This window comes from Streptomyces sp. Y309 (assembly GCF_056712025.1).
The window spans coordinates 114,308-140,345 of the sequence record NZ_CM160048.1; the positions used below are offsets into that span (position 1 = coordinate 114,308).

11 protein-coding genes are annotated in these 26,038 nt (G+C 71.8%); 4 read left to right on the forward strand and 7 right to left on the reverse strand.

Features of this window, described 5'->3' with window-relative positions; translation table 11 throughout:
• Positions 1-14 precede the first annotated feature (14 nt).
• The 3 genes from AC0KTA_RS00545 to AC0KTA_RS00555 form a co-directional block, all read right to left on the reverse strand.
• A complete protein-coding gene (locus AC0KTA_RS00545; RefSeq protein ID WP_481053083.1) occupies positions 15-575 on the reverse strand; it encodes a GNAT family N-acetyltransferase in 561 nt (186 codons plus the stop codon).
• An 83-nt stretch (positions 576-658) separates the two neighbouring features.
• Entirely contained in the window at positions 659-1,390 is a 732-nt protein-coding gene (locus tag AC0KTA_RS00550; protein WP_481053084.1) for a GNAT family N-acetyltransferase, read from the reverse strand.
• Between the two features lie 9 nt (positions 1,391-1,399).
• On the reverse strand, positions 1,400-2,854 hold the full coding sequence (locus AC0KTA_RS00555; RefSeq protein ID WP_481053085.1) for a S41 family peptidase: 1,455 nt from the start codon (positions 2,852-2,854) through the stop codon (positions 1,400-1,402).
• Positions 2,855-3,244: 390 nt separating this feature from the next.
• Here AC0KTA_RS00555 and AC0KTA_RS00560 point away from each other — a divergent pair, with 390 nt between their 5' ends.
• The gene (locus AC0KTA_RS00560; RefSeq protein ID WP_481053086.1) at positions 3,245-5,194 is read left to right on the forward strand and encodes a sigma-70 family RNA polymerase sigma factor; all 1,950 of its coding nucleotides are present in this window, start codon (positions 3,245-3,247) and stop codon (positions 5,192-5,194) included.
• A 9-nt stretch (positions 5,195-5,203) separates the two neighbouring features.
• Here AC0KTA_RS00560 and AC0KTA_RS00565 read toward each other — a convergent pair whose 3' ends face one another.
• Positions 5,204-5,845, reverse strand: coding sequence for a TetR/AcrR family transcriptional regulator (locus AC0KTA_RS00565; RefSeq protein WP_481053087.1), 642 nt, complete (start codon positions 5,843-5,845; stop codon positions 5,204-5,206).
• A gap of 110 nt (positions 5,846-5,955) precedes the next feature.
• Between AC0KTA_RS00565 and AC0KTA_RS00570 the strand changes: the two genes are divergently transcribed.
• The 3 genes from AC0KTA_RS00570 (at position 5,956) to AC0KTA_RS00580 (ending at position 15,004) form a co-directional block, all read left to right on the forward strand.
• Positions 5,956-6,375 (forward strand): nuclear transport factor 2 family protein, encoded by a 420-nt coding sequence (locus AC0KTA_RS00570; RefSeq protein ID WP_481053088.1) that lies wholly within the window; start codon positions 5,956-5,958, stop codon positions 6,373-6,375.
• Between the two features lie 748 nt (positions 6,376-7,123).
• Complete coding sequence (locus tag AC0KTA_RS00575; RefSeq protein ID WP_481053089.1) at positions 7,124-10,858, forward strand: hypothetical protein; 3,735 nt, start codon at positions 7,124-7,126, stop codon at positions 10,856-10,858.
• 3 nt (positions 10,859-10,861) lie between these two features.
• On the forward strand, positions 10,862-15,004 hold the full coding sequence (locus tag AC0KTA_RS00580) for a hypothetical protein (RefSeq protein ID WP_481053090.1): 4,143 nt from the start codon (positions 10,862-10,864) through the stop codon (positions 15,002-15,004).
• Positions 15,005-15,073: 69 nt separating this feature from the next.
• On the opposite strand, the gene AC0KTA_RS00585 is transcribed toward AC0KTA_RS00580, so the two are convergent.
• Genes AC0KTA_RS00585 through AC0KTA_RS00595 form a run of 3 tightly spaced genes read right to left on the reverse strand, consistent with a single transcriptional unit; the run spans position 15,074 to position 25,876 of the window.
• Positions 15,074-15,961 (reverse strand): SDR family oxidoreductase, encoded by an 888-nt coding sequence (locus tag AC0KTA_RS00585; protein WP_481053091.1) that lies wholly within the window; start codon positions 15,959-15,961, stop codon positions 15,074-15,076.
• A gap of 30 nt (positions 15,962-15,991) precedes the next feature.
• A complete protein-coding gene (locus AC0KTA_RS00590; RefSeq protein WP_481053092.1) occupies positions 15,992-18,526 on the reverse strand; it encodes an FAD-dependent monooxygenase in 2,535 nt (844 codons plus the stop codon).
• A gap of 3 nt (positions 18,527-18,529) precedes the next feature.
• Positions 18,530-25,876 carry an amino acid adenylation domain-containing protein gene (locus AC0KTA_RS00595; protein ID WP_481053093.1) on the reverse strand — a complete coding sequence of 2,449 codons (7,347 nt, stop codon included), beginning with the start codon at positions 25,874-25,876 and terminating at the stop codon, positions 18,530-18,532.
• Positions 25,877-26,038 lie beyond the last annotated feature (162 nt).

Below are 26,038 nucleotides of genomic sequence, written 5' to 3' on the forward strand. Positions count from 1 at the left end.
CCGTACGCCGACGACTACCGCTCCCCGAGACCGAGGTGGAACCGCGTGTAGTCCGCGAACTCCGCCACCGGCTCGAAGCCCAGGCGTGCGAGCAGCGCCACGCTCCGGTCGTTGCCCCGCGTGACCCCGGCGTAGATGTCCGTCGCTTCGAGCTCGCGGGCCGCGTATGCGTAGAGGGCGGCGCACGCGGCCGTGGCGCGGCCGGCGCCCACGTGGGCCTCGTCCAGCCAGTAGCCGGTGCCGTAGCGCGGCGGGTCCACGGCGATCAGGTCGACCCGGCCGATCAGTCGGCCGCCGAGACGGATGCCGTAGCGCAGGCCGCCGGGGTCCTCGTCCAGGTGCTCGCGCACCCATGCGGGGGTGGCGCGGCTCTCCGCCTGATAGTCGCCCAGGCGGCTCAGATGCTGCCGGTTGCGGTCGAGCAACGCGTAGTACGCGTCGGCGTCTTCGGCCGTCAGCTCCCGCAGGACCAGGTCCGGAAGGTCGGTGGGGAGGTCGGGTGCCGTGCCCGGGGGCGGTGGAGCCTTGTCCCCGGGGGTCGGCGTTTCGTGCGGGGGTGTTGCGGATTCCGTCACGGCCCGAACGTACGGGGGCGCCGTCACCGCGCTCAACACATTTAGCGCGCTCGACACCTTGAGAGGGCCGGGCGGCCGTCCGCTTAGAGGGCCGGGCGGCCGTCCGCGCGCCGCACCCGCCAGATCCAGCCCAGCGGGGCGAGGCCCAAGGCGCGGGCGACCGACTGGGAGGCGTGGTTGGCGGCGGTCGTGCTGTAGAACAGCACGTCCTTGGTGTGGCGTTCGCGTTCGGACCAGGCCGCGACACAGGCGGTGGCGATGCCGCGGCCGCGGAAGTCCGGGCGGGTCCAGACGCCCGCTTCCGCGGCGACGCCGTTGGAGGCGGGGGTGTGGCAGATCGACACCGGCTCCCGGCCGTACACGGCCATGGCCCACTCCCCCAGGGCTCCGCCGATCAGCTCGGCCCACTCGCCGGGCTCCCAGGTGGCGGGACGGTCAAGGCGCCGCGCGACCGCCCGCCCCTCCGTGGTGGAGACCAGGACGGGCAGGGGGCTCGGGACGGAGACCGCGAGGCGAGCCGGGAACAGCCAGCACGGTCCGCCCTCGACGGCCCCCGCCCGGCCCCCGAGGGCCGCGGCGAGGCGGGCGACGGTGCCGGGGACGTGCCCCGGGCGGTACGTCTCCGAGTCGTCGTCGGGGCGGCCCGGGCACACGACGCCCGGGCCGAGCGCGAGGAGCCGCGCCCGCGGTGACCACGCCCAGACGGCCAGCACCGCCTCGTCCCGCAGGGCCGGCGGATCTCCCGAGTCCGGTACGAGCCCGTGGATCGCGTCGACCTCCAGCGCCAGCAGCCGTTCCTCGTCCCAGACAACCATCCCGTGAGGCTAACTCCCCGTCTTCGGACCGTGCGTTCCGCCCCTCGAGGCAAGGATCTTCAGCGCCCGGTCGAACGCCGAGTCCCGGTTCTTCTCGAACTCCTCCTCCGTGAAGACCGGTTCGGTCACGTGCGGCGGAATCCCCGGGCCGTCGAAGGTGGTTCCCGACCGCGTCAGGTACTCCTCGTTCGGCAGCCACGCCGCCATGCCGTTGGGCAGCGCGCGCACCAGGACGTCCGAGAAGACGCCCTGCGTGTGCTGCCCGACGCGCACGGCCCCGCCGGGCCGGTCGATCAGCGCCTGGGTGAACGTCTCGCCCGCGCTCACCGTCGAGCCGCCGGTCAGCAGGGCCACCGGACCGGTGTAGCGGGGCGCGTCGGCGGGCGTGACGCGGATGGGCTGGGGGTGCGTGTGCTGCGTGGGGTCGGCGGGGTCGTTGCGGGCGCGCTTGGAGTACGCGACGTAGCCGGTGTCGGTGAGGCGCCCCGCGATGCGTACCCCGAGCGCGTCCGAACCGCCGCCGTTGATCCGCAGGTCGATGACCAGACCCTTCAGGCTCCGGGTGCGCTCCTTGGTGAAGACGGTGTCGAGCGCCCGGTCGAGCTCGGCGAGGTGCGCGCTGTACGGGGCGCCGTCGCCCGCGTAGCCGCTGAAGCCGGAGACCCGCAGATAGCCCTGCCCGCCGGGCAGATCGGCATACGTGATCCGCCCCTTGGCGAAGTCCTGTACGTTCTGGGCGCCCTTCAGGTCGCGCGCCACGACGAACTTCTTGACCCGGGCGTCCAGTTCCGGGCCCGGCATCACGGTGCCCGGCCGGACACGGAAGAAGAAGCGGTCGCCGTCCTGCACGGCGACATGCGCGTCCCCGAGCGGTTCGACCATCTTCGAGAACAGCGCGAACAGTTCCTTGCGCGTGGTGTCCGCGTGCACCTTGGGCCGGTACTCGTCGCGCACCGCGTGCCAGTCGACGCCCTTGGCGGCGAAGAATGGATAGTTCTCCTCGAACGACTGCCAGAACGTGTCAAAGGCGTCGACCGGGCCTTGGGGCGCGGGCCGGGTGCAGGCGGCGGGCAGCGCCCGGACGCGCCGCAGGTCCTGGTGGCCCACGGAGCTGTCCGCGCTCAGTGACGCGTGGTTGCGGCCGTGCGTCGCCCGCACGGTCAGCACGGTGCCGTCCTTCGTGGTGTACCGGCCGGCGCCCGTCCGCTTCGCGGCGGTGCCCTTCAGGCAGCTCACGGAGGTGGTCTGGTACTCCTGCAGCATTTCGCCACGAATCGACCAGACCGTGCCGTATCCGTCCGCACGCCATAAACCGCGCACGGTCGATTCGGTGGTGGGCCCGGCGGTGGCCGTGCTCGGTGTCGGTGCGGGCTTCGCGGGCGTCACCGCCGTCGCCGCCCCCGCAGTGAGGGCCGTCCCCGCGGTGAGGGTCAGGGCCGTCGCCACGGCCGTCGCCATTCTCATGTGCTTGCCTCCCCTGTCGGCGGTCCGCGCCCACCAGCCGGGTCGTGCGCACCGCACCCCCACGATCCCGGAGGCGGCACCCCACCGCCCATCCGGCTGCCCCGAACCCCGCAGGTGGGGACAGCCCCAGCGGCGGCGCACCTCGCACGCTAGCGGCGCCGCGCGCGGGTGGGCAGGACCGAATCGGCCCCCTCCGGCACCATCAGCCTCTCCCGACTCTCACAGCTCTCCTCACTCTCCCGGCGCTCCCTGCACTCTCCGCTCTCTCAGCCCTCCCGAAAAACGTGACCCGGCTCTCAAACCAATCTCCCGGCTTTCTGTTATCCCGCTCCAGCGCGCAGGATCTCCCAGTCAGCGGGGTCACACAGGAACCAGGACAGGAGAAGCGTTGTGGAGCACGATCAGCGGAAGCGCAAGCAGGTCGACGGCGCCGAGCTGACCGCTCTGGTCACCGCCGCGCGGGCCGGAGACCCGCAGGCACAGCACGAGCTGGCCGCCTCCTGCCTGCCGCTGGTGTACAACATCGTCGGCCGGGCCCTCCGCGGTCACGCCGACGTCGACGACATCGTGCAGGAAGCCATGGTGCGGATGCTCCGCGGCCTTCCCGGCCTGCGCGATCCCGCTTCCTTCCGGTCCTGGCTGGTGGCCATCGCGATGAACGAGACGCGCCGCCACCAGCGCCCCGCCCCCGCCCCCGTCGACAGCGGCCTCCAGGACGCGTACGAGGTGCCCGACCCGGGCAGCGACTTCACCGACGTCACCATCCTGCGGCTCGGCCTGTCCGGCGAGCGCAAGGAGGTCGCGCGGGCGACCCGCTGGATGGACGACGACCACCGCGAGCTGCTGGCCCTGTGGTGGCTGGAAGCGGCCGGTGAGCTGACGCGGACCGAGATCGCCGAGGCCCTCGACCTCTCCGCCGAGCACACCGCCGTACGCGTCCAGCGCATGAAGGCGCAGCTGGAGTCGGCGCGGACAGTGGTGCGCGCCCTGGCGGCCGCGCCGCGCTGCCCCGAACTCACGGTCCTCACCGGGTCCTGGGACGGCAGGCCGTCCGCGCTGTGGCGCAAGCGGTTGGCGCGCCACACCCGCGCGTGCGCCGCGTGCACGGGTCACGGTGCGCGTCTCACTCCTGCGGAGGGGCTGCTTGCGGGCCTCGCGCTCGTACCGCCGCTGACGGCGGGCACCCTCCACGTGACCGATCCCGGCGCGACGGCCCACGCGGCACACATGCAGCACACACAGCACGCCGAGCACCTTGAACACACCGCGCACACCGAGCACATCGATCACGCACAGCACGCTCCGCACTCCGACCACATCGAGGCGAACCCCCACACCATGCACCCACAAGATCCCGTAGACCCGCTGTCCACCCCGCACCCCGCCGACCAGGCGGCCCCGGGCGCCTCCTACCCCCACCACCCCGACCACCCCGCGTACAACACGTACGACGCGGGCAACGGGTACGGAGACCCGCACCGCGCGCATGACGCCGACGCGACCCTGGCCGACGGCGTCACGGCCATCACCCCGCCGCCCGGCACCGGCACGCCCGGCTCGCGCGCCGAGCTGCGCCAGGGGCGGCGCACCACGCGTCGTCGCCGGCAGGCGGTCGCGGCCGGCGCGGGCATCGTGGCGATAGCGACGCTGACCGCGGTCATGCAGTTCAGCACGGACGACTCCGACGGACCCGACAAGAGCACGGCCGCGGCGATGGAGACGGACGAGCCCACTCCGTCCAGCTCGGCACCCTCGCGCACGCCGGAGGCGAAGAAGTCCCCCTCCGCGTCCCCGTCGAAGTCCGCCAAGCCGAAGAAGAAGGAGAAGACGAAGGCGAAGGCGGCGAAGCCCGTGGAGAAGCCGCGGCGCACGGCGTCGCCGAAGCCCACGAAGCCGAGGCCGTCCACGCCGTCGAAGCCGAGCCGCCCGACCGCGGCGCCGACACCGCAGGCGCCTTCGGGGTCGATGGCGCAGCAGGTCCTCAGCCTGGTCAACACCGAACGGCAGAAGGCCGGTTGCCGTCCGCTCACCAGCAACAGCAAGCTCGCCACGGCCGGGCAGCGGCACTCCGCCGACATGCAGGCCCGCGACTACTTCTCCCACACCTCGCCCGACGGCACCGACCCGGGCAAGCGCATCACCGCGGCGGGCTACCAATGGAGCACCTACGGGGAGAACATCGCCCGCGGCCAGCAGACCGCCTCCTCGGTCATGAGCTCCTGGATGAACAGCGAGGGCCACCGGGAGAACATCCTCAACTGCTCGTTCAAGGAGATGGGCGTCGGCATCCAGCAGGGCGACGGCGGGCCGTGGTGGACGCAGGTCTTCGGCGCGCGGTGACAGCGAGGCTCACGAGGCAGCGGCCGCATCTGCATCTGCATCCGCGCCCAGCACACGCAGCAGGCTGACGCGGAGCGCTGCCGCCGCCTCCTCCCTCGACATGCGCCCGGCCGCGGCCTCGTCGCTCGCCGCGTGCCCGAGCCGGATGACGACCACGGCGAGCCAGTCCGGCGAGAGGTGTCCGTCGAATTCGCCCGTTTCCTGGCCGCGCCGGATCACCTCCTTCAGCCGGTCGGTGACGGGTTCGTGCCGCTCGCGGTCAGCTGTCGGGTCGGCGGGCAGGGCTTGGGCCTGCCGCAGCAGTACGGGGTACCTCCCCGCCGTCCGGTCTGCGGCGTCGAGCAGCCGCGACAGGGCGTCGGCGGCCGGGCCCGCGTCGAGGTCGGCGGCGTCCATCGCGGCGACGGCCTCCTCGGTGACCCGGCCGAGCGCTGCCGCCAACAGGTGCTCCCGCGAGGGGAAATGGGCGTAGACCGTCTGTCGCGTCACGCCCGCGGCGGCGGCGACGGCTTCCACACTGGCCTCGGGCCGGGAGTTCAGCAGCCGGACCGCCGCGTCCAGGATGGACACCCGGCTGCGCAGGGCGTCAGCGCGTCGACGGGGCGCGTCGGCGCGACCACGGGGCGCGCCTGAGGGGGTAGTCCGAGTCATCCCTCATCTCTTACACCTTGTAAAGGTTACCGACAGCTCATATCGTACAACTCTTACAGCGTGTAAGAGATCGCGCGTACACGCCACAGCCAGCAGGTCAGGAGCGTGCCATGACCCCGTTCGCGGACACCGACCCGAAGCAGTTCATCGCCGACTTCTACGCGCGCTTCACCGACGACCTGCTGTCCGGCGACGAGGACGCGGGACTCGTCGTCGACCGCTACCACACACCCGACATCGTCCAGTTCGCAGACGGCAACCGCATCGACAGGGACAGACTCGTCGCGCACACACGCCCCGTACGCAAGAACCGGCCCACGAGCCGCATGGAGGTGCACGAGGCCCACGCGACGGGCGACCGGCTCGCCGCGCGGTACACGCTGCACGTGCGGAACCGCGGCAAGGACCTCTCCATAGAGGTCTGCTTCTTCGGCCAGTTCACCCCCGAAGGCCGCATGCGCCGAGCCAACATGCTGACGCGTACGCTGCCCGCCTCCCCTGCCGAGGGCCAACCCGCCCCCAGCGAGTAGTCCTTCTCGTAAAACCTGATCCAGCCCCCCGAAGGCCCCGTCGAACCCCGGCAGTTCGGGCACACCGACATCGGAAGTCGGCCAATCCACAAGTTCACCCGATGGGGTGAGATGCGGTGCACCCCGTAGACGTGCGCCCAGAGTTGTCCGGGAGCCTGGGATCGAGGAGTGGTCGGGGATTCTCGGGGAGGGGGCAGGCATGTGGCAAGCGGTTGCCGACGACGGCGCGGCACGGCTCGTACGAGACGCGCGCCCGGCGCCTGATGCCCCGGTGCCCGGGTCCGATGCCCCGGTGCCGGGGTCCATGACGCTCCCGTTCACGCCCCGGCCGCCTCGCGCGAATCGGCCGAAACCGGCGGAGACGATAGACCCGCGCATGCTGTAGAAAGCGTGTTGCAGCACAGGGAATCAGCCGCAGAAGAGGGAACCAAGGGAACCAGCCGTCAGGGGGCCGGTCCCCGCTCACATGGCTCGCCTCACCTCATTTCCGCGCCGGTGCCCGCCACTCGGCGTCGCCGAGTGCAGGTGTCACCCGGCCCGGCCCCCCATCGCCGCCTCGCCACGTGGCTTGTCGCCTCGCCACGTCGCCACTCGGCGCCTCATCGACGCCGCTTCGTCGACGCCCTTGCCTCCGCCGTCGCTCCGGGACACGCCGTCTCGGACCCTGCATCGCTGCCGGCCCGACACACGGTTCACGTGGGGCCCGGCCCGCCCGACGTCCCGCCTCCACGTCCCACGGGGGAATCGCATGACCGTGCCACCACCACCCCAGCCGTACCGCCTCCTGCGGGCCACCGACCTGCTCGACCTGCACTTCCTCTTCCAAGGGCTCCGCCTGGACCGGCCCCTCCTCGGCGCCCGGCGGCTCGTCCGCAAGGACCCCGCCCAACCCGCCTACGTCATCGTCACGTTCGGCCCGCAGCACGTCGCCGAACGGGCCTTCTTCGAGGTGAGCCCCGGCATCCCGGACACGACAACGGCGGCGACAGCGGCGACCGCGGCAGTGGGCGACAGTGAGCCCCACAAGCCACCCCCCGTCGCCTCCCGCATCGGCGGCCGCAGCGTCCTCGTCTTCGCCGTCGGCGCCGATGACGTCATCACGTACACCGACTCCGGACTGCTCACCGCCATGCGGACGCTTCCCCTGCGCGTCGTGGACGCCGCGCGCGAACCGGCCACGGCGGCGGGGCTCCGCCAGGCCATGACCGGCGAGCCCGCCCACGTCTTCGAGGCGCTGCGCCTGGCCCGCACGACGGCCGAACTCACCGCGCGCCACGGGCCGGACGGCCCCCTGGCCGCAGGCCTGTACACCGCGCCCGCCCAGCCCGCCCCCGAGGCCACGTCCGCCGGCGCGGGCCCCGGCCCCGAGAACCCCCTCGCCGACCCCGCGAACCCCCGTACCGGCATCGAACTCCCCTACCGCCTGCTCCTCTCCCCGCCCCAGACCGCCTCCTGGACGCACGCCACCGAACTCCCCGACCCCGACGGCCGGATCGAGCTCTGGCACACCCGGATGCCCGCGGGCGGCGCCCGCGCCGTATGGACGCGCGACCCCGGTTTCGACCCGGCCGTGCCGCGCCCGCTGGATCCGGTCGGGGACCCCTTCACGATGGCTCTGAACCCCGGCGACCGGTCCTCCGTCGTGCATCTGAGCTCCAACACCAACCTGCCCGGCGCCTTCACGCCAGCCCCGCTGAAGGTCGACAACCTGGTGCTCTCGTCCCTCGGCGGGTGGCTCGACTCCCTGGGTGTGTGGGAGAAGCCGCCCGAGGGCTTCGACGTCACCCAGTGGCGGCACCGCGCCTCCATGGGGCGCGACCACTACGTACGCGTCATGTACCGGGGGCGCCTCTTCCCCTTCGGGCACCTCGCCGACCTGGTCAAGGTCACCGAGCGCAAGTTCGACCCCCAGCGTCCGGACAACGCCGCCTATCTCAACCAGCGGTTCTTCGTGATGGTCCGCGAGCCGGTGCGGCGCTACGGATCACAGGACGACATCGCCGACCAGAAGCGGCTGCGCCGGCTGTTCCCCTTCCGCAGCGTCCGGCTGCTCACGCTGGTCACTCCGGATCTGCTCCCGCCGCAGCCGATTCCGGGGCTCTCCGACATCGGCGGCGACCCCAACTTCAAGTTCGCCTTCTTTCCCGTGACGCCCGAGGAGAACCCGTTCGCGTTCCAGGTCAGCATGGTCGACCTCGACGGGCGCATTCTCGAGTTCCGTACGCCCATGGCCTTCGTGGGCAAGCGGGTGCACGAGATCCCGACCGACCTCGTGAAGATCGTCGAGCACTACCGCGGGCTGATCTCCGACGCGACACCCGAACCGCCGGACCCCGAGGACCTCAACGCCCGGCGGGTCGTCGCCGACCTGCGCGGGCAGTCCCTCGCCTACGCGCCGAGCCTGAAGCCCGACGACACCACCCTGTGCACGGGACAACTCGTCTGGGGCGCCCTCACCACACCGGACATCCTGGCCCTGGACCCCGACGACCACCCGCGGTTCCTGCCGACCCTGCGCTGGGCGCGGGCCGTGGTCCCGGCGCTGAGCCGCTTCGGCACCGGCCCCGGCGGCGACCGGACGCAGTCGGTGCTCTACCCCGAGCCGTACGTGAACAACGCATTCGGGGAGGCCAACAAGGGGCAGGTGTTCATCGAGCTGGTCCAGCCCGTCGACCTGACCTTCAGCAGCGGCAGCCAGACGGCCGGAGCGCTCGCCCAGCCCAACTTCCCGGTCGCCGGACTCTCCCGGCTCACCGGGCCGGTCGCCGCGCCCCCCGCCGACCTCCTCGCCGCCCGGGCAGCCGCCTCGGGTGACGCCGTAGCCGACGACAAATGGACCAAGCTCGCCCAGGGCAAGTTCAACCCCCTTGACTACTTCGGGCAGTTGTCGGGGGCGAAGCTGTTCGGGATGTTCCCGCTCACCGAGATCCTCAAGGAGATCGGCCTGGACAACCTCAAGGCCCCGAACTTCTTCACGGCGACGGTCAACGCGGTCACGGGCTTCCTGAACGACCTCCGCGGCCTGCGCGATCTGCTCTTCTCGGCTCAGCAGCAGTTCCCGCAGATCGCCGACAAGGTCACCCGCGTGACCGACACCGCGACCGCCTTCGCGGACCTGGTCGTCAAGTTCATCACCAGCCGCCTGGAACAGGCACCGGACCCCGTCCCCATCCGGGACGTGGAGAACGCCTTCACCGCGTTCTCCGACGCGCTCGCCGCGCTGCGCCTCGCCCTGCCGGCCGCGGTGGACGACGGCGTACGGCAGTTGCTCACCCGCGTCGCCGAACTGGCCGCCACCTGGGAGCACGGCGTCGGTCAAGCACTCGCGCTGAAGAAGGCGGTCGAACTCGCCGCGCTCGGCGCGAAGTTGCCCGACGTCGTCAACTCGCGGCTGCAGTGGCAGCCCGACATCAAGGCGTGGGCACCGGGCAAGCCGGAACCGCAACGCCCCGAAGACGCCGTGTTCTGGCCGATCGGCAAGCTGACGCTGGTCACCGACCTGCGCGGGTCACTGCGCCCGGACGTCCCCCAGGCCGCGGACGTCACCTGCACCCTGGACAAGTTCGAGCTGCGCATGGTCCCCGGCTTCGAGGCGCTCGTGCTGCGCTTCGACCGGATCAAGTTCAGCATGCGCGCCGGGCAGAAGCCCGACGTCGAGGTGAAGTTCGGCGGCGTCGACTTCGTGGGGAACCTGGCGTTCATCCAGACCCTGCGCAACATCATCCCGCTCGACGGCTTCAGCGATCCGCCCGCGCTCACCGTCGACAGTTCCGGAATCCACGCCAACTACTCGATGCAGCTTCCCAACGCGGCCGTCGGCGTGTTCAGCCTGGAGAACCTCTCGCTGAACGCCGGGTTCTCGGTCCCGTTCATCGGGGACACCCCGCTGCAGGCCGGATTCGCCTTCTGCCGGCGCGAGGCGCCGTTCCGGCTGACCGTGTCGATGCTGGGCGGCGGCGGCTACTTCGGGATCGTGGTGACCCCCAAGGAGGTCGCCGTCCTGGACGCCGCCCTGGAGTTCGGGGCCGCCGTGTCCATGAACTTCGGCGTGGCCAGCGGCAGCCTGTCCGTGATGGCCGGGATCTACTTCCGGCTCGAACTGACCGGCGGCCCCGGCTCCTCACGCAACAAGGTCACCCTGGTCGGCTATCTGCGGGCACGCGGTGAGGTCGACGTCCTCGGCATCGTCTCGGCGTCCATCGAGCTCTATCTGGAGCTGGGGTACGTCGACGGCTACGCGGTCGGCCGGGCCAGGCTCACCATCAGCATCGAGATCGGTTTCTTCGAGAAGTCGGTGACGATCCGCTGCGAGAAGAAGTTCGCCGGGAGCGGCGCGAGCCTGGCGTTCGCGGGTGCGGCGGCCGCCCCGGAGATCGCCCCGCCGTCGTTCACCGACCTCATGTCGCCGTACGACGATCCGGTGACCGGCGCCCGCATCGACCCCGTCTTCGACTACTGCACGGCCTTCGCGGAGGTGGACTGATCCATGGACAGCATCCGGTGGACAGTGCTCCCCGACGGCGTCGTCGAGGGCGACACGGTGCGCGTGTCCGTCCTCGTCAGCCCCACCCTGACCGGCATCGACACCCTCGGCGGCTCCACCTACTTCGTCGACTGGCCGGACAAGCTCACGACAACTCTGCTGCCCGCCCTGTGGCTGGAGTTCGACACCCCGGCGGACACGTTCGTCAAGCAGTGGCAGCCGACCGGCCGCCATCCCGCACACAACTCGGCGCTGTGGAAGGCCCTGTTCACGAGGGACACCTATGTCCGGCGGCCCGAGGACCCGGCCGCGCTCGCCGCGGCGGAGCGCCGCACCCTGCGGTCGTACCCGGGCAAGCTGGTGCACGACGAGGTGACCGGGGTGTACGAGGCCGTCGCGGTGTACACCACCCGGAGCAGGCTGAACACGGAGGCGGCGCGCGAGGAGCGGATGCTCTGCGAGGAGCCGCCCACCGACCACCGCGGCTGGGAAATGCCCGCGCTGTTCCGGATGACCGACATCATCTCGTTCGAGGTGCTGGCCCTCGGCAGCAATGTGCACAGCGGGTTCGCGGCGGTGGAGAGCGCCCTCGAACCGCACGGCGACGCCCCGGACGCCGCCGCGGTCCCCGAGCACACGCCCCGCTACATGGACCGCACCAGCGACGTGTACAACCGCGCGGAGAACAAGCGGATGCTGCCGCTCGCGGAGGCGGCGCGGTTCTACGAACGCGGCGAGGAACCCGCCGGGCTCGCCGAAGAACCGGCGCACCGGGTCGACTTCCACGAGGCGTGCGGCCTCCTCGGCGACTATCCGGAGCTGCAGCGCCGCTTCGGCCTCGTCGTCGACCTGAAGTTCACGATGCCCGCCGGAGTGACCGACGGTGCCAGGGTCCGGGTGCACCTCGACGACCGCGTCACCGGCGACGCGGAACTCAACGCCCCGGCCAGGCGCCCCTGGACGAAGATCCGGTTCACCCGGGGCAGCGTCTTCGAGGCCGCCACCGGACCCGGCGAGGTCCACCTCTCCGGCCGGGTGCTGAACCTCGGCGCCCCCGAGTCCTGGCACCTCACCGAACTCGACGTGGACGGCGCCGCCCTCAAGCACATCGACTACGCCCGCTCCATCGACACCCAGAGCGACCGTGACGTACCGGCCGGCCAGGGCTCGGTCGCCGAGCTGGTGACCGGCACCGGCACCCCGGCCGCCCGGGGCGCCGGGATCACGCTGCTGCACACCGACCGCGACAAGCACCTGGCCGGGCGGATCGGCGCCGACGTCGGCCGCACGGTCTCGGCCACGGACGTCGACCTGACCGCCGAGGACCTGGTGCGCGGCTACCGCGTGGACATCGGCGTCGTCGATCCGGCCACCGGCCGGGTGACGCAGTGGCGGTCGCTGCTGCGCCGCCGGGGCCGCTACACGATCCGCAGGCCGGGCGGGCAGCCCGTAGAGATCCAGGTCCGCCCGGACGAGGGCATGGTGCGGGCCAGCACCGTGACCACGGACGCGGCCGACCAGCAGCAGCTCTACGGCCACCAGGCCGTGTTCGGCTGGCACGGCTGGAGCCTCGCCGCGCCCCGGCCGGGGCGGACCATCGGCCTGGACGACACGCCGGAGGAGCCCGATCCGCCCGTCTCGCCGGACGTGCCGCTGGACACCAAGTTCACCGCCGAGCCGGGCTCCCTGCCCGCGCTGCGCTTCGGCCGGACGTACCGCATGCGGGCCAGGATCGTCGACCTCGCGGGCAACAGCCTGGAGCACACGGCGAGCACCCCGGAGGCCGTGCAGTCGGAACCGATCACGTACGGCCGCTGGGAGCCCGTCCCGCAGCCGGTGGTCGTCCCGCTCCTGCCGTTCAACGAGGGCGAGTCCACCGAACGGCTCGTCATCCGCAGCACGGTGACCGACGACGGCCGGGAGATCTCCACCGACGAGTACGCCCTGCGGCGCTCGGACGTGCCCGACCACGAGGCGGACTCGCCGGTGGACCATCTGGACCGGCGGTACAAGCCCATCGCGGAGCGCCATCTCGCGCCGCCGAAGACGGCCCTGCAGATGGCCGAGGAACACGGCGTGTTCGACGCCGCCTTCGGCGCGGACAAGCCCGAGCGGCTGCGCGCGGAGTACTTCGCCGTCGCCTCCCGCGAGGCCGGGTCGTTCCTGGACACCAAGGTGCGCGATCCCGAGTGGCCGTTCCGGGAGCACGATCTGCTGCGCGAGGACACCATCCACATCGCCAAGCACGACGTGCACGACCCGGTGCCGCTCACCGAGCTGCCCCTGCCCCGGCGCGGCTTCCCGCTGGCGCAGGGCGAGTTCGTGGTGCACGACGCGGACCAGTTGATCCTGCCGTATCTCCCGGATGTGCTCGCCGAGGGCGTCATGCTGCGCGGCCTGCCCGGCGACCGGGAGAACCGCAAGATTCCGTTCCCCGGTCCGTGGCCGCAGGCCAAGCCGTTCAAGCTGCGCATCAGGGAGGGCACGGACGAGCCGCGCTTCCGGGACGGCCTGATCGAGCGGGTCCTCGAGGTGTTCCTGCCCAAGGGCGAGATCGCCACCGTCAGGCTGAGCTGCTACCTCGACCCGGAGAACCTGCCGCTGCTGCGCCAGTGGGGTGTGCTGACCGGCTCCCGGTTCTGGGCCGAACTGCCCGAGCGGGACCGGGTCTTCGTGACCCGGGCCAGCGCCGACGGCGAGAACTGGATGCTCACCCCCTGGGTCGAGCTCACCCTGGTGCACGCGGTGGAGAAGCCCGTGCGGCCGCCGGAGCTCGGCGAGCTCGCCGCCGGCCGCGACGCCGAGCAGACCGCGGCCTTGCTGACGGGGCGGCTGAGCAGCCACTCCGAGAGCAGCGGCCACGTCGAGCTGGACGGGCACTGGAGCGAGTGGCTGGACGACGTCACTCAGCCCGCGCCCAGCCGCGTCGACGGCCACACGCACCTGGAGGACATCACCCTCGCGTACACCGAGGACGAGACGTCGGTCCACCGCACGCACGAGTTCGGCGACACCCGGCACCGCAACGTCCGCTACACGCCGACGGCCGTCACCCGCTTCCGCGAGTACTTCCACCCGAGCATCACGCAGGACCGGACCAACGTCATCCGTGTCGGCCCGGCGAGCGCCCCGTTGGCGGTGCCCAGTTCGCGCCGGCCGGAGCCGCCGGTGGTGGCGTACGTCGTGCCGACGTTCCGCCGCGAGCGGACCGTCGACCATCAGCGGCGCACCGTCACCCAGCGCCGCGCGTCGGCGGGCCTGCGGGTCTATGTGAACCGTCCGTGGTTCTCCTCCGGCGACGACGAGATGCTCGCCGTCGTCCTGGATCCGGGCACGGGCGTGCCGGAGATCCTCGCCACCCGCTGGGGCGTGGACCCCGTCTGGGCCGCGACCCCGCCCCTGCCGAAGCCGTCGGCCGCGCACTTCCCGAACGCGGAGAACCGGCCGACCGGGCTGCGCCTGGCCGAATCACCGGACAGCGCGCCGGTCCTCGCCGACGCGGTGGCCTTCACTCCGCAGTACCACCCCGAGCGGCGGCTCTGGTACGTCGACATCGACGTGGACTTCGGCGCGGGCGCCGGGGACGCGGCGTACTTCCCGTACCTGCGGCTCGCCCTGGCCCGCTACCAGCCGTACGCGGTCGACCCGCTGCACCTGTCGAAGGTGGAGCGCGCGGAGTTCGCCCAGGTGCTCCCGCCGCGCACGCTCACCGGCCGCCGCGAGGGCGACCGCCTCGGCATCCGCCTGACCGGCCCGGCGACGTACAACGAACTCGGCGAGATCAGCGGCACCGGCGCGGTGGCGGCCGCCGCGAGCCGCAGGGTCGTGGTGACCCTGCAGACCCGGGCGAGCCTGGGCGAGGACGACATGGACTGGAAGCAGGCCGGGGCCCCGGTGGAACTGTCCTGCGCGGCCGAGGGCGGCGGCTTCGTCTGGAGCGGCGGCATCACGGCGCCGAGCGGGCAGTTGCTGACCCTGTACCGCCTGCTCGTGCAGGAGTACGAGCTGTACCGCACCGACGCGGACACGGCCACCGACACGGTCACCGCAAACGGCCAGCCGGTGCCCGCCGCCCGGCGCCTCGTCCACGCCGACTACTTCGCCCTGACCGTCGGCCTGCTCGGCCGGCTCGACTTCGAGATGTAGGGGGCAGGGGTATCGAAGGGGTGTCAGGGCCCCGTCGGACGATCGGGGCGCCCCGTTCGGCGCTTCGGCTCAGCGCTTCGTGAGCGCGCTGAGGCACCGGTCCAGGGCCCTGTCCGGCAGGAGGCGGGAGAGGGCCGCGGCCGCCTGTGCGTCGGTGCCGATGCGGTAGCGGGTCTTGGGGCGGGCGGCGGTGAGGGCGTGGTGGACGCCGCGGGCGAAGTCTTCCGGGCGCGTGCGGCTGGCCTGCGCGCGGGCCTCGTTCGCCTGCAGGAACCGTTCGAAGGTGGGGCGGTACAGGTCGGCCAGCGGGCGGGGGACGTGGTCGAAGACCTCGTTGCCGGTTTCTCGTACCTTGTTCCAGATCGGTGTGTTGATGGCGCCCGGCTGGATGAGGCAGACCGTGACGCCGTGGGGACGCACTTCGCGGCGCAGGGCGTCGGTCATGCCTTCCTTGGCGAACTGGCCCGTCGCGTAGGCGCCGAGATACGGGCTCGCGATGCTGCCAAGGCCAGAGGTGACGTTCACGATCCGCCCGCGGGTGCGGCGCAGGTGGGGCAGGAACGCCTGGGTGACCGCGAGGGGGCCCACGACGTTGGTGTCGAGCTGCTGGCGCAGTTGGTCCGGTGGCACGCATTCCAAGGGTGCCGATACGCAGGTGCCCGCGTTGTTCACGACGGCCCATATCCCCTGGGCGCCCGCCTCCTCGGCGACCGTGGTCGCGGCGTCGCGGATGGAGTTCTCGTCGGTGACGTCGAGGATGACGGGCTGGAGGCGGGACGAGGTGGCCTGCTCGCGCAGTCGTTGTCCGTCCTCGGTCCTGCGTACACCGGCGAAGACGCGGAAGCCGTGTCGTTCGAGGTGCAGGGCGCAGTGTTCGCCAAGGCCGGAGGAGGCTCCTGTGATCACGACGGCGCGGCGGCCTGCCTCATGCTGCCGAGCGGATCGACTGGTGGTCATGTTCTGTCTTCCTTGGGTGAGTCGGTGTTCTTACGGGGCGGTGATGGCTGCCAGGAGGGTCTGCACGGAGGTGTTGGCGACGTTCTGTGCGCGCGACGGAGACAGGGAACCGTCGATGTAGCTGAAGTTCCAGGCGAGTTGGCCGTGGCTGGTGTTGGCCGTGGCGATGAGGGCTCCCGTCACGGAGATGCCGGCGACGAGTTGGGCGTCGGTGAGGTGCCAGGGGCCGACGCGGTCGGGGAAGTCGTGGCGGCCGAGGTTGGACAGGCACAGGTTGAGGGGACCCTTGGTTTCCATGTACTCCATGAACGAGCCGCTCGTGGAGGGGGATTTGGGGCCCGCCCAGCGCAGCAGGTTGACGGTGGACAGGTGCTCCTCGCGCCTGGTGCGGCGGGCCAGGTCCTCGCTGATGACGCGGGCCATCGGCCAGAGTGTGGTGCCGGGCTCATAGGGGACGTACGTGGGCAGGGTGGCGGCGTAGGTGCCGGCCTCGTCGTAGGTGACGGTGCGGGCGAGCGCTCCGCGGAAGTCGACCGGGGACCCGATCGCGAAATGGGCCGAGGACGGCGTGCCGGCGTCCTCGGCGACGGCTGCGACCATGGCGGCGGCCAGGGCTCCGTGCACCGTGGTGCCGTGGCGTCTGCAGGCTGCGCGCAGGAGCTCGACCTGCTCGGAGGTCAGGGCGCGGTGCAGCATGCGGGTGCGGCGCCGGGTGAAGGGGAGGGTGCGCTGAGGCGTGACGCGCTGGGGGCGGTGGCGGCGTATCGCCTGCTGTTCGCGCAGCAACTGGGCACCGAGCGCGGTGGCTGCCTGGAGGCCGCGGTGGCGGCGTGGCAGCAGGTCCTCGGCCGCCGGCAGGGCACGGTACGAGGTCGCGGGCGGGTGTTCGCCGGTGCTCAAGTGTCCGGCGCATTCGATCCATTGGCGCAGCAGGGACAAGGCCGTCATGCCGTCGGCGACGCAGTGTGATCCGGTCAGGAGCAGGTCGTGGGTGTCGTTCTGGGGTTCGTTTCCCTGGTGGGTGATGACGGCGGCGCGCAGCAGGGGGCCGGTGCGCCAGTCGATGCTCTCGTTGAGTTCGTGCTCGTTGACCTCGTGTTCCCAGTGGCTGTCGCTGTGCTCCGCTGAGGGTGGGAGCGTGACGTGGCGCAGGGGGATGGGCCGGTCCTCGATCGGGCGGAACGCGGGTCGCTGATCGTCGTCACCGGTGATCGCGACGCGCAGGAGGGGGTGGCGGGCCTGCAGGGCGTCCAGTGCCTGGCGCAGCAGGTCGATGGGGAGGACGCCGTGGACGCGGACGCGGGCGATGCCGTTGAGGGGTGAGGTCTGGTCCGCGATCCAGTACCAGCGCTCCAGGGGGCTCAGCTCACGCTCGAGGCGGGGGGCCTGGCTGGGGAGTGGGGGGAAGGTGAGGGCCTGGGTGGCGTCGCGTCGCAGGACGTGGCGTGGGGCGAGCCGGACGTAGGTGTCGCGGGCCAGGCGGCGCGCGGGGGTGGCGGCCTGTTCGAGGTCGCTCATCCTGCGGGACGCGCTGACCATGGTGCGGGTGCGTTCGCGTCGCCGGCCTTCGTACGTGCGCAGGGCGCGGGGCAGGTCGTCGGCGGCATGGGGCTCGGCGAGGGTGTGGGCGAGGACGACGGCGTCCTCGATCGCCATGGCCGCGCCTTGGCCGAGGGTGGTGAGCATGGGATGGGCCGCGTCGCCGAGCAGGGTGACGGGCCCCTCGCCCCAGCGTTCGCGGAAGGCGCGGTCGTGGGAGGGGATGGTGATGATGTCTTCCTGTGGGGTGGCGTCGATGACCTCGCGGATCTCGGCGGCCCAGTCGGCGTAGGCCCGTTCGATGACGTGCTTGGCGGCGTACCGGTCCGGGGAGACGGTGGTGGGTTTGTTTTTCGTGCCCCACCAGTAGGCGTGGCCGTGGCCGATGTCGATCAGGCCGAAGCGCTGGCCGCTGCCCCAGTAGTGGCGCACGCTGCCGGGGGTGAAGGCCGGGTGTTCGAAGGGCACGATGCCCAGCCAGCACAGGTAGCCGCTGTCCCGGGAGGGTTCGGATCCGGCGAGGTGGCGGCGTACGGCGGAGTGGAAGCCGTCGGCGCCGATGACGATGTCTGCGCGGGCGGTGTGTCCGTCGGCGAAGTGGACGGTGACGCCCGTGTGGTCGCTCGTGAGCTCGGTCGCGGCCTTGCCCAGGTGCAGGGGGCAGTCGGCGGCCTGTTCGAGGAGTGCCTCGTGCAGGGCGGTGCGGCTGACGCACACGCTAGGGGTGCCCACGGCCTGGCACGCGTCGGTGAACGGCAGGGCGCGCAGCAGGCGGCCGCGGTGGTCGAAGACGCTGAACGACTCGACGATCCGGCCGCGCTTTTCCAGGCCGAGGTCGATGTCGAGCGTGTCGAGGGCGGTGATCGCGTTGCTCATGACGGAGAGCCCGGATCCCGCGGCTCGCAGGTGCGCGGCCTGTTCGTAGACCTCGACGTCGATGCCGACGCGGCGCAGCGTGGCGGCGGTGGCGAGACCGCCGATGCCGGCACCGATGACCATGGCCTTGACGGGGCGGCTTGTAGACATCGTTCAGCCCGCCTCGGGGGTGAAGCGGCCCGTGAGCAGCTCGGTGACGGTCTGCGCCAGATGTTTCACGTGGGGTTCCTCCATGATCGTCAAGTGGTCTCCGGGTACGTCGATGACGCGGAGCAGGCCGTCGGTGAGTCCGCCCCATCCGTTGGCGCGGTCCTGGTGGCGGCTGCCGGCGGTGCGGTGCATGGCGGCGAGGACCGGGGGCAGCGGCTCCGTGGCGCGGATCAGGGTGAGGTCGCAGCGCAGGCCGCGGGGGCGGTAGTCGAGTGCCGCCTGCCAGTTGGCGCGGTAGAGGTCGAAGAGGCGGCGCACGGTGGCCCGGGAGCTGCCGGCGGGCAGGACGCCCGCGTCACTCGCGGCACCGGCGATGAATGCGAGCTTCTGGGTGAGCGTGGTGAGGTGGGGCGGGAACTCGGGCTGCGGGCAGTCACTGCCGCGCTCCAGCCAGAGCAGTTCCCAGAAGAACCAGTGGAGCAGCGCGTCGTCGTCGTGACGGGGGCGTGGGCCGCGCCGCAGGGCCGTGGTGTCCAGGAGGAGGATCTGGCTGATCTCCTCCCCCGCTTCCTGCAGTTGGCGGGCCATCTCGTACGCGACGAATCCTCCGAAGGACCAGCCGGCGACGTGGTACGGCCCGTGGGGCCGCACGGCGCGCAACGCACTGATGTAGCCGCGGGCCATTTCCTTCACGCTGTTCACGGGGGTGGTGCCGGCCTCGATGCCGGCTGCCTGCAGCGCGTAGAGGGGCTGGTCGTCGGACAGGTGCCGGGCGAAGGGCAGGTAGCAGAGCACGTTTCCGCCCATGGGGTGCACGACGAACAGCGGCGGGCGGGCACAGGTCTTTCCGGCTTCCCGGGCTTCCCCGGCTCCATCGATCTCCCGGATCGGCACCAACGGGTCGAAGGGTGTGGTTGCCGGGCGGGAGCGCAGCCGGGCGGCGAGCGCGGCCGCGGTCGGTTCGGCCACGAGGGTGGCCAGGGGAATGTTCACCCGGTAGCGCTGCTCGATCTTGACGACGAGTCGCATCGCGGTCAGTGAGGTGCCGCCCATTTCGAAGAGGCTGTCGTGCACGCCGACGGCGGGCAGTCCGAGCAGGTCGGCGAGGAGTTCCGTGAGCTCTTGCTCGCGGATGTCGCGTGGGGCGGTCCGGGTGGCTGCGGGCGGGGTGAGGGGTATGCGACGCAGGGCTGCGTCATCCCGCTTGCCGCTGGGTGTCAGGGGCAGTCGGGGCAGGCGGTGCAGATGGGTGGGCACCATGTGGTCGGGCAGCACGGCCCGTAGCCGGCTGCGTAAGGCATCCAGGTCCACCCGTTCGGTGTCGCAGACCAGGAACGCCGCCAGGAAGCAGTCGCCGCTCTCGTGGCGCCTGGCGACCACCGCGACCTGCCGCAGGTTGTGGTCGTCTCCGGCGGCTTCGTCGATGGCCAGTTCCACTTCGGCGGGCTCGACGCGGAAGCCGCGTATTTTGACCTGGTCGTCGGTGCGTCCGGCACAGACGATGTTCCCGTCGGGCAGGACCAGGCCGAGGTCGCCGGTCCGGTACAGGCGTGGGCTCGCCGTGCCGACGGGCTCCTGGGCGGACGGCTCCTGGACGGAGGCCTCCCGGGTGAAGGGGTCGGGGATGAACCGCTCCTTGGTCAGGTCGGGTCGGCCCTCATAGCCCTCGGCCAGACAAGCGCCCCCGAGGTGGATCTCCCCGAGTGCCCCCACGGGCACCGGGCGCAGCCGGTCGTCAAGGACATGCGCCTCGGCTCCGTCGATGGGGCCACCGATCGGCGGCAGCACGGGGAAGGCCGCGGGATCGCCGCTCATGGTGAAGGCGGTGGCCACGTGGGTCTCGGTCGGCCCGTACTGGTTTTCCAAGAGGGCGCCCGGCAGGGCGGCGCACAGTCGGCGGATCTCTGGTGTGACGCGCAGTTGCTCGCCCGACGAGATCAGGACGCGCAGCGCGCGCGGGACGATGCCCAGGGCGTCGGACGTCTCGGCGAGGTGCTGCAGCGCGACGTACGGCAGGAAGACTCGCTCGACGCTCCCGCGGTCGATCTGGCGCAACAGTGCGGGCATGTCGTGCCGTTCGGCCTCGCCGACCAGGTGCAGGGTGCCGCCGCCGCACAGAGTGGAGAAGATCTCCTGGAAGGAGACGTCGAAGCTCATCGGCGCGTACTGCAGGGTCGTGCCGCCGGCCGCGCCGCTGGGTACGTTCAGTTGCCAGGCCACCAGGTTGGCCAGGGAGCGGTGCGGCATCGCCACCCCCTTGGGCGTTCCGGTGGAGCCGGAGGTGAACAGGACGTACGCGGTGTGCTCGGGGTCGGCCCTCCAGGATGCGGCGGCGCCCGACCGCGGGTTCGCGGCGCCCGACTCCGGGTGCGGGGCGGTGAGTTGCTCGGCGGGCAGCAGGGTCGGGCCCGGGGCGAGATGGGCGTGCGGGGCGGTGGCGATGACGCGGAAGGGCCGGGTCTGATCGAGCATCGCGGCGAGCCGCTGGGCGGGGTAGCCGGTGTCGAGAGGTACGACGGCGCCGCCTGCCCGCAGCACTCCCAGGAGGACGGCGATGGTGTGGGGTGAGCGGTCCATCGCGATGGCGACGCGGGCCTGCGCCGGCATGCCGAGAGCGCGCAGGTGTCCGGCCACCAGGCCGGCTTCCCGGTCCAGGCGGGCGTAGCTCCACCGCTCCCGGCCCATCGTCAGGGCGATGGCCTCGGGGACGCGGGCCGCCTGGGCGGCGAAGCGGTCCACGACGGTGGCGTGCGCGGTGGCACCGGCGGTGAGCTGCTTGGCGGCCCGAGCGGATGGAGGTGCGAGGTGGGTGAAGTCCGGCTCGCCGTGCACATCGTCGACCATGCGGGCGAGGATCTTCAGGAAGTGAGCCGCGTACAGCTCGGCCTGTTCCGAGCCGACCGTGGTGCCGTCGGCGTCGATCCGCAGCCACATGCGCGCGCCGTCGGGTTCGGTGACCGCGTTCACCAGCAGGGGGAAGTTCGTCTCCTCCCAGGTGCGGATGGCGCGCAGCGCAAGCCCGGGGATGCGCGTCACGTCGGCGAGTTGGTGGAAGTGCACGTAGTTGAAGGCACTGTTGAGCACCGGCCCGCCCCGCTCTTCCTCGATGGCGCTCAGCGGGTGGCGGCGGTGAGGGTGGCTCTCCCTCTCTTGGCCGAGGGCCTCGCGCGCCACCTCAAGCCAGCTGGCGCGGGCGGTGTCCAGGCGCAGGGGGACGGTGTTGAGGAAGAGCCCCGCGGTGCGTTCGGCGTGGGCCCGCTCCACCCGGCCGTGGGTGAGCAGTCCGGTGGTCACGTCGTGGGTACCGGACAGGGCGGCGAGGGTGAGGCAGTGCGCCGCGAAGAGCACGGACTTGACGGGCAGGGCGTGTTCGGCAGCGAGAGTCCGCAGGCGTGTGTGGAGCGCCTCGGGCACGTCGGCGCGGTGGACCGCCGGGTCACCGTGGAGGCCCGCGGTGCGGTCGCGGGGAGGCTGGTGCGGCCCGAGGGCCTGGATGACCGGGGGCTCGCAGCCCGCCAGTCGCTCCTGGAAGTGGCGCCGCGACTCGTCATCCGCCAGGGCGCGCTGTTCGGCGCGCACATAGGCGGCGGGCGAGGGCGCGGTCACGGCAGGAACCGGGTCGGTGTCCAGGCCGATCTCGTGTGCGTAGTCCTGGAGCAGTTCCTGAAGGAGGTTGGCGACGCTGCCGCCGTCCAGCAGCGCGTGGTGGAAGCTCAGGACGAGTTCGACGCCGGTCGGGCGGACGTGAACGCGCAGCAGATACAGGGGGCTGCCATCGAGTGGGTAGGGGTGGCGGCGGCGGGATTCGACGTGTCGCCGTATCTCCGTCTCGGCGTCCTGGGCACTGAGCGCGCGCAGGTCCGCGATGTCCGGGCCGCCGGGCAGGTCCGGGTGGATGATCTGCAGGGGTTCGGTGTACGTGGACAGGTCGACGGAGGAGCGCAGCACCGGATGCCGGGTGAGGAGGCGCTCGTATGCCTCGCCGAAGGCCTCCTCATTCCACGGCAGTTCGAGGGTGTACTGGAAGACGTCCTTGTACCGGGCCGTCCTCTCGTGTTCGCGGCTGTGGTAGATCAGGCCGAGCTGGAGCCGGGTCAGCGGGAAGGCGTCGACGGCGGACGCCAGGCGCGCCCGGTCCTCTTCCTGTACGAGCGCGAACGGCGCGGGCTCCGGCTCACCGTCGCCGCCCTCGTGGTGCTCCGCGCGGGCGGCGAGCTCGGCCACCGTCGGGTGCTGGAACAGGTCGGTGAGGGAGAACCTCAGGCCCGCCTTCTCGGCCTGGGCTCGGACCTTCAGCATCAGGATGGAATCGCCGCCGAGGGCGAAGTAGTCGTCGTGGACGCCGACGCGCTCCCGGCCGAGCACGCGCGCCCAGATCTCCGCCAGGGTCGCCTCCGTGGCATCGCGCGGCAGCTCTCCGGCCCGCTCGGGCGGCTCGTCTTCAGCGGTGTCGGGGGCGGGCAGGGCGCGACGGTCGGCCTTGCCGTTGGGAGTCAGCGGGATCCGGTCGATCCGCACGAACTGGGCGGGAATCATGTAGGCGGGCAGCGTTCCGGCGAGGTGCTGCCGCAGAGTGGTGGCCGGGATGGCGGTGGGGGCGGTGTAGTAGCCGATGAGGTGGGTGCCCCGCTCGGGTGTCGTGTGGTCCACGACCAGCGCGTCACCCACAGCGTCGATCCCGGCGAGGGCGCCGGCGACCTCGCCCGGCTCCACCCGATTGCCGCGGATCTTCACTTGGGCGTCGATGCGCCCGAGGTACTCCACGTTGCCGTCGGCCAGCAAGCGCGCGAGGTCGCCGGTGCGGTAGAGCCGCCCGCCCGGGGTGAAGGGGTCGTCGGTGAACTTCTCGGCGGTCAGCTCGGCGCGGCCCAGATACCCACGGGCCACCCCGACGCCGCCGACGCACAATTCGCCCGGCGCGCCCACCGGTTGCGGACGGCCCGCACTGTCCACCACGTACAACTGGGTGTTGTCGATCGGCCGCCCGATCGGCACCCGTGTGACGGGCCGACCGGGATCGGCCGGGCAGGCGTGGTGCGAGACGTCGACGGTCGCCTCGGTGGGGCCGTACAGGTTCACCAGGCGTACGGCCGCCTCGCCGCCGAAGACACGGTGGAACTGTCGGACGCGCGCGGCCGGCAGCGCCTCGCCGCTGCAGAAGACGTGCCGCAGCGAGCCCAAGCCGTCGACCAGGTGCGGGGATTCCTCCAGCAGGTCCAGGAACGGACCGAGCATCGAGGGCACGAAGTGCACCTTGCTCACCCGCTGTTGCCGGACCGTCCGCAGGATCTCCCGCGGGTCCTGCTCGCCGCCGGGCGGCAGCAGCGCCACGGACGCGCCCTCGATCGCCCACCAGAACAGCTCCCAGACCGACACGTCGAAGGAGATGGGAGTCTTCTGCAGCAGCACGTCCCCGGTGGCGAGCGGGTAGCACCGCTGCATCCACGCCAGCCGGTTGACGACACTGCGATGCTCGACCATCACCCCCTTGGGCCGCCCGGTCGAGCCGGAGGTGTAGATGACGTACGCGAGGTCACGCGAACCGGCCACCGGCGCGAGCGCGGCGCCGCTCCCCTGCAGCAGGTCCTCGACACTGCACACCCGTGAGTCGTCGGGGGCACCGGCAACCGACGTCCCGCCGTCCACGACGACGGCCTTCGCGCCGCTGTCGCTCAGCAGGAACCGCACGCGCTCGGCCGGGTGGCGCGGATCCACCGGAACGTACGCCCCTCCGGCCTTCAACACGCCGAGGAGCGCCACGAACAGCTCCGGGCTGCGCTCCATCACCACAGCGACCCGGTCATCGGGCCCCACGCCTTTGGCGCGCAGACCGCGTGCGAGCCGGTTTGCTCGCGCGTTGAGCTCGGCGTACGTCACTGTCTGCCCCGACGCGCCGGTCACGGCGATCTGTTCGCCCCGGCGGGCGGCCTGCGCCTCGAACAACCCGTGCAGCGTGGCCTGTTCGTCGAAGGCCACCCGCGGCCCGCGGCCTCGTACGCGAACGAGGTCGTCGCGCTCGGCGGGCGACAGCATCTCCACCGCCGCGACCGGACCGTCCAGGGCCTCCAGTCCGTTCCGCACGAGGGTCTGCAGGTGCCCGGCGGCCGCCTCCAGCGGGAAATCGCCGTCGAAGACGTCGCCCGCGCCGTCCAGATCCACCCGCAGGCCGGGGACATCGTCGAAGTCCTGCACCGACACGGCCAGGGCATCCGCGTCGTGCCCCGGGGCCAGCATCGCCGTGTGCCGCAGCAGACCGGGCAGGGGTGCCGGGCGGGCGTAGCGCAGATAGGACAGCGTGACGTCGAAGAGCTTCCGGGGGCCGGAGGCCGCGGCCGGGGCGGGAAGTCCGCGCAGGATGTCACCGAGCGCGAGGCGCGAGTGGGGGCGCAGTGCGCGCACCGAGTCCTGCACGGCGGTCACCCGGTCTCGCACCGAGTGTCCGCCGTCCGACGGGACACGCAGGGGAAGCGTGTTGGCGAACTGCCCGGCGATGTCCCGGTGGTGCGCGTCCGGCCGGTTCAGGAACGGGACACCGATGACGGCCTCCCCGTCGCGGTGCACACGCGAGAGATAGAGCCCCAGCATGGCGGTGACGTACGCGAACGGCGAGAAACCAGCGTCCCGCATGCGCTCGACCAGGGCTGCCTCGACCATGAAGGACCGGCGCACACGGCGCCTTTCGCCGGCCAAGGCGGCCGGGGTCCGAGTGAACAGCGCGGGCATCACCCCGTCCAGCACCTCGCGGTGAAAGGCGGCGTCCCGCCCGTGATCCGCGCCGCCCCGGTAGCGCGCCTCTTCCGCTCGTGCCCAGCCCAGGTACGAAGACTGAGTCGCCCCCACGTGCCCTTCGCCGCCTCCGTGCGCCCGCCGCCCGTAGTCCGCGAGGATCTGACGGCTGAGCTGGTTGACCGTCCAGCCGTCGGTGACGAGATGGTGCGCCTTGACGTGCAGGTGCACCACGGCGGCCGCCGGGGTGGAGGCCTCCACCAAGAGCGTGGCCTCCACCAGCGGGCCCTCCACGCCCAGGGGGCGCTCCAGCGAACGCTCCATCCACGCGGCGCACTCCCCCGCCGGATCGGCCACGCCGGAGAAGTCCCGCACGCGCACCCAGCCGGGATCCTGGTCCGCCCGCTGAAACGGCACCCCGTCGCGCTCGTCGAAACTCAGCCGGAACGCGTCGTGGCCGCGTAAGGCACGCTCTGTACTCGCGATCAGGGCCTCACGATCGACGCGCCCCTCAAGGCGCTCGTGCAACACGCAGTTGAACTGCGGCGAGCGCGGCGAACGCCGGGCCCCGACCCAAATGTCCCGCTGATATGCCGTCAGGGGTGTCCGTGCTGCATCGCTCACGCGAGTGTGCCCTCCGTGCTCCGACTGTGCGCCGCGATCACTCATCCATGATCACTACTGGAGAGTAGACACGCGTGCGGCCTGGTCAGAGCCGGTTGGTCCAAAATGCGCCACGTGAGAGCACGCACCCACGGAAAGACCTGACGAAGCCCTACTAGTGTG

Coding starts and splice junctions, on each gene's coding strand:
- AC0KTA_RS00550 (WP_481053084.1), bottom strand. CDS start 1,390: ATGGTTGTCTGGGACGAGGAACGGCTGCTGGCGCTGGAGGTCGACGCG.
- AC0KTA_RS00555 (WP_481053085.1), bottom strand. CDS start 2,854: ATGAGAATGGCGACGGCCGTGGCGACGGCCCTGACCCTCACCGCGGGG.
- AC0KTA_RS00565 (WP_481053087.1), bottom strand. CDS start 5,845: ATGACTCGGACTACCCCCTCAGGCGCGCCCCGTGGTCGCGCCGACGCG.
- AC0KTA_RS00570 (WP_481053088.1), top strand. CDS start 5,956: ATGACCCCGTTCGCGGACACCGACCCGAAGCAGTTCATCGCCGACTTC.
- AC0KTA_RS00575 (WP_481053089.1), top strand. CDS start 7,124: ATGACCGTGCCACCACCACCCCAGCCGTACCGCCTCCTGCGGGCCACC.
- AC0KTA_RS00580 (WP_481053090.1), top strand. CDS start 10,862: ATGGACAGCATCCGGTGGACAGTGCTCCCCGACGGCGTCGTCGAGGGC.
- AC0KTA_RS00585 (WP_481053091.1), bottom strand. CDS start 15,961: ATGACCACCAGTCGATCCGCTCGGCAGCATGAGGCAGGCCGCCGCGCC.
- AC0KTA_RS00590 (WP_481053092.1), bottom strand. CDS start 18,526: ATGTCTACAAGCCGCCCCGTCAAGGCCATGGTCATCGGTGCCGGCATC.